9 protein-coding genes are annotated in these 12,588 nt (G+C 48.4%); all 9 read right to left on the bottom strand.

Annotated elements, in window-relative coordinates; genetic code table 11:
- Nucleotides 1-3 precede the first annotated feature (3 nt).
- Complete coding sequence (locus G476_RS0118990; protein ID WP_026691487.1) at nucleotides 4-672, bottom strand: YesL family protein; 669 nt, start codon at nucleotides 670-672, stop codon at nucleotides 4-6.
- Nucleotides 673-701: 29 nt separating this feature from the next.
- Entirely contained in the window at nucleotides 702-2,303 is a 1,602-nt protein-coding gene (locus tag G476_RS0118995; RefSeq protein WP_026691488.1) for an ABC transporter substrate-binding protein, read from the bottom strand.
- A gap of 94 nt (nucleotides 2,304-2,397) precedes the next feature.
- Nucleotides 2,398-3,294, bottom strand: coding sequence for a carbohydrate ABC transporter permease (locus G476_RS0119000; protein ID WP_026691489.1), 897 nt, complete (start codon nucleotides 3,292-3,294; stop codon nucleotides 2,398-2,400).
- Nucleotides 3,295-3,309: 15 nt separating this feature from the next.
- A complete protein-coding gene (locus G476_RS0119005) occupies nucleotides 3,310-4,266 on the bottom strand; it encodes an ABC transporter permease (RefSeq protein ID WP_035187551.1) in 957 nt (318 codons plus the stop codon).
- Between the two features lie 107 nt (nucleotides 4,267-4,373).
- Nucleotides 4,374-5,375, bottom strand: coding sequence for a LacI family DNA-binding transcriptional regulator (locus tag G476_RS0119010; protein WP_035187455.1), 1,002 nt, complete (start codon nucleotides 5,373-5,375; stop codon nucleotides 4,374-4,376).
- Nucleotides 5,376-5,668: 293 nt separating this feature from the next.
- Nucleotides 5,669-5,830, bottom strand: coding sequence for an InlB B-repeat-containing protein (locus G476_RS23390; protein WP_205620311.1), 162 nt, complete (start codon nucleotides 5,828-5,830; stop codon nucleotides 5,669-5,671).
- A 37-nt stretch (nucleotides 5,831-5,867) separates the two neighbouring features.
- Nucleotides 5,868-6,851: a LacI family DNA-binding transcriptional regulator gene (locus G476_RS0119020; protein ID WP_026691492.1), complete on the bottom strand. Its 984-nt coding sequence runs from the start codon at nucleotides 6,849-6,851 to the stop codon at nucleotides 5,868-5,870.
- A 75-nt stretch (nucleotides 6,852-6,926) separates the two neighbouring features.
- Nucleotides 6,927-10,271: a GH36-type glycosyl hydrolase domain-containing protein gene (locus G476_RS0119025; protein ID WP_051314947.1), complete on the bottom strand. Its 3,345-nt coding sequence runs from the start codon at nucleotides 10,269-10,271 to the stop codon at nucleotides 6,927-6,929.
- Complete coding sequence (gene bglX, locus G476_RS22545) at nucleotides 10,272-12,497, bottom strand: beta-glucosidase BglX (RefSeq protein ID WP_084405848.1); 2,226 nt, start codon at nucleotides 12,495-12,497, stop codon at nucleotides 10,272-10,274. It abuts the gene before it with no gap.
- Nucleotides 12,498-12,588 lie beyond the last annotated feature (91 nt).

The raw sequence follows: 12,588 nt of genomic DNA on the forward strand, positions 1-12,588 counted from the left end.
TCCTCACGCCTTTCCAGCAAGTTGTGCTTCATACTCATACGCTGCTCCGATCTTTTCAAACGCCTTGTAGCAAATCAAGTACATGAGATAACCGCTCAATGTACCTATAAAGAGTAAAAGCACCGGCCAATGGTAAACAAAATAAGCAGTAAAAAGCATAACCGCACTTCCCAAAAGAGTATACGGAAGCTGGCTCACCGAAATGAAAAAAGCATTTCTGACTTTGAACCGGAACGGCAGCTCAAAGTGAACAAGAACCGGAAATAAATACACTGTCGTAAACACGAAGCCAATGATAACAAGGCCGATGAGCGCCATAAGAACAAACTCAAATAAGGATGCAAAAGGGTCGATAATGCGCATATTTACGTAAACAACGGCAAACCCAGCTGTCCATAGCAGCGACACCACCATACTTGTTTTAAGGTTTCTCCTGAAATACCGCAAGAAGGGTACGACCACAGCCCTGTTATCGTTCTTATGCCAGTCCCGAAGAACGCCAAACATCGCTGTCGTGGCAGGAAATGCCGTCACTAAAGGAAGGCAGCAAACAATCCAGACCAGGTTAAGAAAGAAAAAATTCGCGATATGTTCAAGAAATTGGTAGAGCTTTGAATCGAGAAACCCCATCACCATCACCTTCTTCTGTTTATATAATTTGGGGCCGGTCATATTCATCCGGCCCCCAAACTCAGACTGCTCTACTGGTTCTCATAAAAGCGATCGTAGCCGTCTTGATAAATCTGCATAAGCTCTTCAAGTCCCATCTGGTTGAGCTGGGCTACAAAATCGTCCCACTCTTCCTCAACCCCGCCATTCATAAGCCAGAGCGCCTGTCTCTCTTCCACCACGTTCATAATGTCTGTTTGAAGACGGTTGATCCGCTGAAGCTCTTCAGGTTCAAAGAAAATGTTTGGATACTTTTCATCTACCGCGTACGGCTCGTAGTACTCTTGAATATCAAGGAGACGTTGCTTGGCACGAGGATCCATCTCCACCACCGTTCCGAAATGCTCTGCCAGGATCACAGACGGACCGTTTGGTGCCACTAGCTGGCGGTATTCACCCATGGAAACACCCTCTTCAAGTTCCGCCCATACAAGAGTGCCGTTTTCGTCACGCTCAAACACATCGTCTTCCGGGCCCCAGTTGATCTGGGCGGACATTTCCGGATCGTACAGCTGGTCTACCCAACGCATCGTAATTTCAGGGTTTTCATTGGCAGATGTAATGACAAATGCGCCGCGCCCCATGTCAGAAGCGTTCGCACGTCCGACCATGTGATGACCATTCGGCCCTTCAAGCGGTCCGAGAAGGGCATAGTCCCCTGCTCTGTCAGGTCCGACAATTTCTTCTGTTTCCCACCAGATATAAGAACCGAGGCGGGCATCTTCTGTTTTTCCTTTTGCAAAATACTGACTCACATCGTGCGTGAACGATTCTTCGTCAATGAGACCTTCTTCTACCCACTCGTGGAAGTAGGCTGTCGCTTCTTTAAACTCAGGCTGCACGGCTGTAAAAAGAACTTCACCGTCTCTTACAATCCGGTAATCCGGATTGTTTGGCACACCAAATGACGCGTATAGATCCCCCATGTTCCCGGTCCAGAAGTTGTACATAAAGCTCAGTGGGATCGTGTCATCCTTACCGGTATTGTTTGGATCCTCATCACGGAATGCACGTAGCACATCACCATATTCGTCAAGTGTTTCTGGCATATCCAGACCTAGTTCATCCAGCCATTTCGTATTGATGGACAAAAAGTTCGGGAAGTCCCCAATTCCTGCTTCCTCTGCTGATGGCAGGGAGTAAATGTGTCCGTCCGGCGCTGTTACAACACTTCTTAGTTCCGGACGTTCTTCCATTCGTGCCGATAAATTTGGTGCATATTCTTCAATTAGATCCTCAAGTGGAATTATCGTCCCATTTTGCCCGTATGTCACCAAGTCGTTATCAGAAAACGACGCATTATAAAAGGCATCAGGCAGCTCACCGCCGGCAAGCATGAGATTCTTCCGCTCCTCATAGGCATCAGCCGGAATATTGGTCCAGTCGATGGTGATGTTTGTGTCTTCCTCCAGCCAGTCAAAAATCACCATCTCATCAAAGTCCGGTGCCAGTGGTGCTTTTGGTGACACAAATTCAAGCGTAAACCCGTCTTCTTCTACTATGGGAAGCCCTTCTGAATTGAACTCCGCTGACTCCTTCTCTTCCCCGCTGCTCTCATCGGAGCAGGCTGTCAACCCAAGTGCCACAATCCCTGCAGATAACCCTAACCATGCTTTCGAAACGTTTCTCTTCACCTTGCAAACCCCCTTAAGAATTTATCTTGCTAACACCAGCGAGGTAAAATAACGCTCATCGGTGGAATAACCAAATCAAAACATCAAACAGCCATTATCCTTTGATCCCGCCAATCATGACTCCCTGAACAAAATACTTCTGGATGAACGGGTATACAATGAGAAGGGGAAGACTCCCGACGATGATGACCCCGTATTTAATAAGTTCAGCGATCCGCTGCTGGGCAGCAAATGAATCGAGATCGCCAACCATCGTGGCCGCCGCCTCGTTCTGAATCAGAATGTTACGTAGTACCATCTGAAGCGGGTAAAGACTCTCATCATTCAGATAAATCAGAGCGTCAAAGTACGAGTTCCAGTGACTCACTGCGTAAAACAGAACCATAACGGCAATAATCGGTTTAGACAGCGGCAGAACGATCTTGAGGAAGAACTTTGTGTTCGAACAGCCATCCACTTTTGCCGCTTCATGCATTTCATTAGGAATCGTTGCCTGAAAAAACGTCCGGGCTACAATGATGTTCCACACTGCCACAGCTTTCGGAATGATCAGTGCCCACATCGTGTTGACCATCCCAAGGTCTTTTACGACCAAATAAGTTGGAATCAGACCACCGGAAAAGAACATCGTGAATACGAACATAACCATGAAGAACGTGCGTCCGTAAAAGTCCTTTCGAGATAATGCATAGGCGGCTGTCAACGTGAGAGCAATATTAAGTGCAGTCCCAAGCGTGGTGTATATGATGGTGTTTTTATACCCCGTCCAGATCTTACCGTCCTGAAAAATCCGGATGTACCCCTCAAACGTAATGTCCCGCGGAAACAACCATACATCTCCTGCAAAAATACGGTCCGGATTACTGATCGACGCAATAATGACAAAATAGAGCGGATACATAACCGCAATTAAAAGGAGAGTAAGCAGGGCAATGTTGAAAAAATCGAATATCTTATCTTGTTTTGATCGGTTTATAGATGACAAATCCATCGTTTCACTCCTCCCCTACCATAGTCCCTGTCCTGAGATACGCTTGGCAATCCGGTTGACATACCAGAGCAGGATCAAGTTGATCATGGCATTAAAGAGTCCCACGGCAGCCGCGAAGCTGTACTGAGCCTGCTGCAGTCCGACCTTATACACGTATGTCGGTATAATTTCAGACGAGCTCTGATTGAGTGGTGTCTGCAGTAAGTAAGCTTTTTCGAAACCAATGTTCATGATGTTTCCGACTGAAAGAACGAGTAGGATAATCATGATCGGCAGGATCGCCGGAATATCGATATGAAGGACTCGTTGGAACTTACTCGCTCCGTCCACAATGGCCGCTTCGTGCAGTTCCGGATTGACCGCAGCGAGGGCTGCCAGATAAATGATTGCTGCCCAGCCGGTTTCCTGCCATACGCTTGAACCGACATACAGTGGTTTAAACCAGTTCGCATCGGCCAGGAAGTTGATGCTATCCAAGCCAAAAATCATAAGAAAATTGTTGATCAGACCGTTATTGGAAAAGAATACATACACCATTCCGACAAGAACAACAACGGAAATGAAATGAGGTGCATAAATGATGGTCTGGACAAATTTTTTGTACCGCTTAAAGATCAATTGATTGAGCATGAGTGCCACAACAATTGGCAGCGGGAATGTAATTAACAACTGCAACACACTCAGTGATAAGGTGTTATACATTAAAGTCCAGAAATTGTATGATTCAAAGAAACGAATGAAATGCTCTAATCCAACCCATTCACTCCCGCTAATTCCAAGTGCCGGAGAAAAGTTCCGAAACGCAATCTGTACCCCGTACATAGGCCAATAGTGGAAGATAAGAAAGTACACAAGCGTCGGCAGTAAAAACAAATACAACTCCCAATTCTGTTTTATCAACTTCCACCAGTTTTTCCGATACTTAGGGGGTTTTTCAATTCCCCTTGTCAATATTGGAGCCGGGGTCGGCATCGAGTTGGACTCTTTTGATAAACCTGGTTTCATCATACCCCTCCCTCTACTTCATGTTTTTGTTTACGTAATCGATTACGTAAACCCTGAGAAGATAATCATGCTGATTAGCATGATCCTCTGATCACCAGTTCAGACGGTAAACGGTGCAAACGATAAGGCTCTTCATTTCCATTAATCCGATCGATCAGAAATTCCACCGCAGCTCTTCCAAGTTCATAGGACGGCTGTTTAACAACTGATAACGGTGGGGAAGTAATCCGCAGCCAGTCGTAGTCATCGAACCCAATAATGGCGACATCGTCCGGAATCTTAACTTTTTGATCCTGCAGGTACCTAACCGCTCCCATTGTCATGACGTTATTGGCTACGAAAATGGCCGTGACCCCTTCTTTCACCAATTCTTCTGTGAGTTCTTCTCCGGTCTCAAATGTGGCTTTCCCTTCTTTAATCAACGCTGCATCCAGGGCAAGACCATTATCTCTAAACGCCCGGCGGTATGCTGCCAGTCGTTCATCACTGGTTGTAATTCCAAGTGGTCCTGTTATATAGCCGATGCGGTGGTGTCCTTTTTCAATTAAAAGAGTGATCCCATCGTAGGTACCGGCGCCACTGTCAATCAGTACCGTATCACCGACACGCTCCTTTGGCTCCCGGTCAATAAAGACGGTTGGATATGTACCGTGGAGGTTTTCTCTGTAGTCATGCTCCTTCGAGTCCACCGGCGCCACAATAAGCCCATCAATGAACTGCGTATTAAACACTTTGATCTGATTCTGCTCCACTTCAAGATCCTCGCCACTGTTACTCAAAATGAGATTGTAACCGTTTTCTTTTAACACCTGTTCAATCCCATTCGCAATGGACATAAAGAAAAAGTTTGACGTATCTGATGCCACAAGGGGCACGAGCAGACCGATAATATTTGTTTTCCGGCTTCTGAGACTTCTAGCTACGGAGTTGGGCTGGTAATCCAGCTCTCTCATGGCTGCATAGACTTTCTTTTTCGTCTCCTCTGCCACGTACCGCGTCTCGTTAATCACATGAGACACCGTTGCCGTGGATACCTTGGCTTTAATAGCAACATCCTTCATACTTGCGTTCACCATGTAAGCGCCCTCATTTTCTGATTTAGTTTCAAGTAATCGATTACGTAATCGATTACATTAAGTTTATACCTGATTTTATATTAATGTCAACAAAATTCTGAATATTCTTCGTCACAAGATCCTTAGCAGGATTCAGACCCGTACCTTGAAGGGATCAAGGGGCTTTAAGGTTATTTGCAATAGTGGTGTATCCAAAGCATTTCTTTCCTTAGTGCGAGGTCATCAATGGCCGCGAAAAGCCACAGGCTTTGGTGAAAAAAAAGAGGCTGCCTCCAAGAGACAACCTCTACACCTTAATCATTCTCGTATTCAGTTTCAAATAAAGCCGTCACACTTCTATCCACGTCCATTGTGATGGTTGCTGATCTGCTGCTGCTTCCGGAGTGATCCCCGGTCCACCCGGCAAATGTATAACCGGAGTCAGGTACTGCCGTAATCGTGTAGGTTGGAAGCAATAGAACCGTCCCCAATTAACACCCACTCAACACCCACTCAACACGACGACCGCTCAATCAGCTCTGTGTCAAACGAGTAGCTCTCCTTCACCTGCACCCCTTCCAGCACCTGAAAGATGACGTGGGAGGCGAGCTTGCCGATTTCGTATTTGGGCTGGCGCATCGTCGTTAGCGGTGGTGAAAGGTACGGAGCAAGCTGGATGTCGTCAAACCCGATAATGGAAATGTCCTTTGGCACCTTTACCTTACTCTCCTTCAAGGCTTCTAGGCCACCGATCGCCATTTCGTCGTTGGCAAAGAAAATCGATTCGGGCATTTCACCCTGATGAATCAGCATTTTCGTGGCCTGATAGCCGCCCTCCTGTGTAAAGTTTCCGTTCAGAATCCACTTTGACAAAGGCGTTTGACCATGGTGTTTTAACGCGTCTACATACCCTTTAAAACGTTCATTGCTGTCTGCAGAATTGGAGGGCCCGCTGATAAACGCCACCGATTTTTTCCCCTTTTGGATCAGGTAATCTGTGGCCTCGTACCCGCCGGTCACGTTGTTTACATTAATGCTGATAATATTAGGATCGCCGGTCACGTAGCGGTCAAGCACGATAATCGGAAATCCTTCACGTGCCGACCCCTGGATAAAGCTGTTTTCAATATTGTGTGCAAGCAGGATGACCCCATCAGTCCGTGTTTCCCGCAGGAATTTAACAGCCGTTGAGCTCTCGTCCCCGTAGGAGCTGCAGACGATCAGGTCATACCCTTTTTCAAGCACGAGTTCCTGGACCCCTCGGATCAGTTCGGAGTAAAAAGGACCGGTAAGATCACTTAGTATCAATGCGATCGTTTTCGTTTTATTCTTTTTTAAGTCCATAGCCAGTCCGTTTTTTCTGTAATTCAGTTCTTTTGCTGCCAAAAGGACTTTCTCTCTCGTTGAACCCTTTATTTTTTTATTCCCGCTCAATGCATAGGACGCTGTTGATACTGCCACTCCCGCCCGCTTCGCAACATCTTTAATGGTAGCCATTGGTGTCCCTCCTTTCTCGATTCGGTTTCCGGTCGGCTTACGTTGACGCAAGCCGACCATCCTGTTACTAATTTACTACACAAAAACGTCTATTTCATTTTTTTCACCGGAAATCATATGTTTTTTACTGATTTTTACACCGCTGTTCCGGTATCGATTGGAGAGCGCACCGGTTGGGAGTTCTTTCCCGTTGACCATCACTCTCCCGCCGCTCGCATGTTCCTCTCCTGAAAGGTTGTACCTGATCGTAACCGGGCGTCCCCCGATTGCAAAGGCAAATGTTAGACCGTCCAGCCTTGGATCCAGGACCGGGTCGAAAATAACCATATCTCCTTCTTCACGGACACCAAGTACATTTGACACCAGTTGATTCAGGTAGATTCCCGGTCCACTGGAATAGATGCGCCAGCCCCCTTTTACTTTCACCTCGCCGCTCTTCAGCTGGGCAAATTTCTCAGCCGCTTCGTAGCGGGTATTGAACTTCCCGTCGGAGCTGCTGTAATAGGCATTGCTCTGACGCATGTCGGCATTCGGTACTGCATCGCCGATACCTACCGGGTTAATGACCTTCAATGCTTCCCACGCCACTTCACCTTTGCCGATTTTCGCCATCGCTTCGATAAAGCGAATGTGGGCGTGCACGTACTGCAATCCGATTTCCCTGCCGAAGTTTGCCGCTTGCTCGGCGCGTTTGAAGTGCTTGCTCACACCTCCGTCATAGCGCGCAGGCTTGTTCATGAGGCGCACACCATCGGGAAAATAAAGATGTTTTCGAATTAGCTCGTAATGCTCGTTCATTTCCTCTTCATCAAACAGCTCACTAATCATGCTACGGGTCATCGGCAGAAGCCGGTATTCAATGCCGGTTTTTTTGTCGGAAGGATGAACCATTTTTTCAGGGTTTTCTTTGTCCGCAAAATATAAAAATCCGGAGATGACCTTATCATCACGAAGGAATTTCTTATAATCCTGCTTAACCCCTTCAGCAAGGCGCTTAACTTCGGTTGCTTCTGTTGGAGCTGCTTGCTCAAGCATGTCACCGAGGCGTGTTAACGACTGGTATGTTAGCGCAACGGTCCAGCTGCTCACCATATACTGCTTGAGCTCCTGGTTCGCCGGCTGCAGCGTGTCATCCCAATCGCCGTCCCCGTAGGAAGACAAGAACGTATCATGTAGGAAGTTCGCCTTAATATAGGCAATCTGTTTGTTTACGTGCTCAAGTAATGCAGGTTTGTGCCCGGTAAACGTCTTGGTGCTTCTGTCAGTGTAAGGCAACTCCTCTTGGAGAATAGCCGTGTCACCGGTGATCTTCATGTAATCAGCCAGCAGTTTCAGCGGCCAAACGATAATGTCCCCGTGGCTTTCCTCTTGCTGGACTTTCGTATACTCATCGAACATAAACCACTGCGGCCAGTTCCCTGTATCCTCATACTGGTGGGCGTAAACGGTTTTGATAATGTCTTTTACCCGCTCGTATTTCTGCATGGCCAGGAAGTATTCTGCCGGACCTTGGCACACATCCCTTGTGCCCCATGCCGCTGCCGTATACTGCTCCAACCCATGCGGCACTGCGTAATGGACAAGCATGTTATGGGTATACCACCAAGCAAGCGTATTGAGCTTTTCCACGTCTTCAGCCATTTCGCCATGATGCTTAAGACTAAACCCGTTCATCAACTCGTAAAAATAGCCACGATATCTTTCCTTTTCCTGCTCGAAATCCTTACCGGAATCGAAGTCCGAATCTCCGGTAACACTGCCGGCAATCGTGAGGCGCCACTCGGACGTTTTATCAACCTCAAAGGCGATTAAGGACGCTGTACCGTAACCCGGGCCGTCCATTAACGCCTTTTCGTCTGTCATCACGGTCGGCACGCTGAAAGTGAACCTGTAGTTCAGGTCAGGATGCACGTCCTTGCTTGGGGCGTTTTCGTCACCGGTCACAATGTAGGCCTCTTCTTTTTGCTCAATATGAAAAGACCCTTCGTACTCGTTGGGAGCCATGGACAGCTGATTGGTCACCAGGAACCGGTAAGACTTTCGTTGTTTCGATTCAATGTCCATCGTCACTTGTGCACCATCGACCGAGGTGAACGTTGTCACAACAATCAAATCGTCTTCAGTCTTATAGTACCAGCGAGCGTAGTTAAAGCCCATCTCAAACAGGGACGGCATCGTAAGCAGGGAGTATGTGCCGTCTTTTTCAATGTAAATCCGCTGGCCCGACGTTTTCGGGATATTTAGAGCATTTCGAGGGTTGGTCATCAGTTTATTGAGTGACGTATTCCCCACAGCCACCTGGGCGTTGAAGATCCCTGTCATGTAGGCCGTTGTGGTGATTAATTCCTGATCCTCGCTTCCGTGATCGGCTGTCATCAGAATATGCCCGTGGGTGCGCTCCACCTGACGTTCCTTTGCGGGAAAAACAACATGCTCATGCGTAGGTGTAAAAAAGGCCGCCAGTTGGTCTCCCACTTTTTCTTCAAACCGTTTTTCAGGAAAAAGAGCATCAACTTCCTCTGCCGTTAGCGGGAATGTTTGGAGGTTTTTCCCGATCCGTGTTCGTCCCGGACCTGTTTCACCATCACTGAACTCGTACGTTTCGTGCTCTACTCGCTCCCAGGCAGCTTCAAGCTGATCCTGAAATTCAAGCTCCTTTACCGGTTCTGGATGATTGTCTTTAAACAGCCCGTAAAACACCATCGTAAGGTTGTCGTTTAGCGTCTCCCGAGCCGTTTTCAGACCGGTGTAGGCAAATTCGTACTGATAGTTTTCATTCGGAAACGACTCGCTTGTTAACAGCTCAGGCTCGTCCGTTTCTTTATAGGAGAGGCCGAAAAACTGAAAGCCGTCCGTTACATAGCCATCCGCACCTGTGAGGCACCCTTGTTGCACATACGGATTTCCACCCGGTTGCGGTTGATTCTGCCTGCTTGCGATCACATAACCCTTGTCTTTTGTCTCAAACGGTTGATGGTCGATATACTGAGAGGCGTACGCTTCATTGGTCCGGACCATCGCCTTTGCGCCGAGTCCGAGATCCTGCCCGTACACCACATCCACTTCGACTCCGTTCCCTTGCAGGTCCACCTTCCAAAACCACGTACCTGAGGGGTCAGGTGAAAACGTGACTAAGTACGAGACAGTTTCAAAGCTTCCCTTCCACTGCACGCCTTTGTCCCCGAAAGAGAGACGCGACGGGGACTTTACGCCGAGCATCGGGCTCCACCGGATTCCTTCCCCAGAATGAATCCGCAAATAAAGGTTATTCAAAGAGCCGTCAATCGTATTGCCGTTCAACTGGTTGATCATTGCGTGCGCCGAACGGATCTCAAAGAGATCACCGGTCGGTAAAAACGTATAAGTTAAATCACCGGATGTGATCGTGTGATTATTGATTGGTTTTGTTTCTACTTTCATCTAAAATCTCTCCTCGCCGTATACTCTGGTGGTGTGTTCTCCTACCGCTGACCGGACTCTTATGGCAGGACTGTAGGTAAACCGACGTCCCTCTGTGTTCCTGCTATCGGGACCAACACTGACAACAAACTCACCTGCGTCGTACGTATAGGTCAAATCACTGTGGTAATACTTCAGGCTTTCCTCATCCAGCTCGAACACCACCTGTTTTGTTTCACCAGGCTCTAGATGAACTTTCCTAAAGCCCTTCAACTCTTTCACTGGGCGCACTACTTCTCCAACGAGGTCGCGGACGTACATCTGGACGGTTTCCTCACCGGCCACTGCTCCTGTGTTCTGTACATCAACGGATACGCGAATCGTGCCACTTTCCTCCATCATCTCCGAGGAAAGGGCAACATTTGAGTAGGTAAACTCCGAATAGCTCAGGCCAAACCCAAATGGAAATAAGGGCTCGTTCGGTGCGTCCAGATACTTGGAGGCAAACCGGTATTCGGAAGGAATTTGATTGTGCGGCCGTCCTGTAGTAAAGGAATTGTAGTAAACCGGTACCTGCCCTACGCTATGGGGGAAGGACATCGTCAGTTTGCCGGAAGGATTCGTATCACCGAACAGAAGATCAGCCACCGCATGTCCGGCTTCTGTACCGGGATACCACGCCTCAAGGACGGCGTCCGATTCATCAATCACGCCATGCAGATCGAGGGGACGTCCGTTGAAGAGAACGGTCACAAGCGGCTTACCGAGTTTCCTCAACTCCGATACCAGTTGAAGCTGGGCGTCAGGCAGCTTGATTTTTGTTCTGCTCCCTGCCTCGCCGCTCATCTCGGAATGCTCACCGAGTGCCAGCACAACCACCTCGGCCTTCTTTGCAGCTTCAACGGCCGCCTCGAGTTGTTCAAAAGAGATGACTTCGATGTCACATCCCTTTTCAACCGCCGGCTCAATGTCGAGCTTGCCGCATATCCCCGTTCTGACGGATACGACATCCTCTTCCGCTCCGAAAATCGACCAAGGACCCATGAGATCCGTGCTTTCGGCAAACGGGCCGATTAACGCGATGTTCCGGTCCTTTCTTAACGGCAAAACACCGTCATTTTTCAAAAGCACACAGGATTTAGCCGCCGTATCCCGGGCCGCTTGGCGGTGAACGTCAGATAGCGTAACCGTTTCTTCCAGTTCCCTGTCTGCTCCTCGGTAAGGATTCTCAAACAGACCGAGCTTATTTTTCAACTTCAGAATCCGGAGAACCGCTTCATCAATCAGTGCCTCCTGGATAACGTTTTCCTCCACAAGTGTCTTTACATGCTGTATGTAGCATGGGGTCATCATTTCGATATCGAGCCCTGCCGTCACCGCTTTGATCGCCGCTTCACGGTTATCGGCTGCCACACCGTGTGGAATCATTTCCTGAACGGCACCCCAGTCCGATATAAGCACACCGTCAAACCCCATTTCCTTTCGGAGCAGGTCTCTCATAAGCCACTTGTTACCTGTAGCCGGTATACCTTCAACGGTGTTAAAAGCGGTCATCACCAGTTCAGCACCTTCATCGAGGGCAGCTTCATAGGCAGGCAAGTAGTACTCCATCAGCTGGCGACGGGACATGTCGACCGTGTTATAGTCCCTTCCGCCTTCAGGAGCTCCGTAAGCGGCAAAATGTTTCACACAAGCAGCAAGCTTGGACTGATCGTTCTTCAGATCGTCTCCTTGATAACCACGGACGAACGCTCGGGCCAGCACTCCATTTAAATACGGATCCTCACCTGTGGACTCCATCACTCTTCCCCAGCGCGGGTCCCGTACAAGGTCAACCATGGGTGAAAACGTAACATGAAGCCCCGCAGCTGCCGCTTCTTTTGCGGCGATTGCAGCACTCTTTTCTACAGCCTCCGTATCCCACGTGCACCCTAGCGCCAAAGGAACAGGAAACACGGTTTTATAGCCGTGTATCACATCCGCCATAAACAGAAGGGGGATTCCCAACCGGCTTCGCTCCAAATATGCTCTCTGAATCGTGCGGAGGTCGTCTGCTCCTGATGCCCCGAGGACCGATCCGCTTCCGCTCATATCTTCATTGGCCACTTCCATTCCTGCAAAAGGCCCGGTTATCTTCTCTTCGCCGCTTCCTTCGTGAAGAAAGGAAGAAACCACCTGCGACATCTGGGCCGCTTTCTCTTCAAGGGTCATGCTATTGATCAGATCATGTAATTTCGATTCATTCATACCGTCTGTCCTCCTGAAATGTAGCGCTATAATTAAGTTGAATCATAATGTCGTCCGTTCGCCAGCACCGATTCAGCTGACTTGGAAAATA

This window comes from Alteribacter aurantiacus DSM 18675, from assembly GCF_000429705.1.
GTDB classification, from domain to species: domain Bacteria; phylum Bacillota; class Bacilli; order Bacillales; family Salisediminibacteriaceae; genus Alteribacter; species Alteribacter aurantiacus.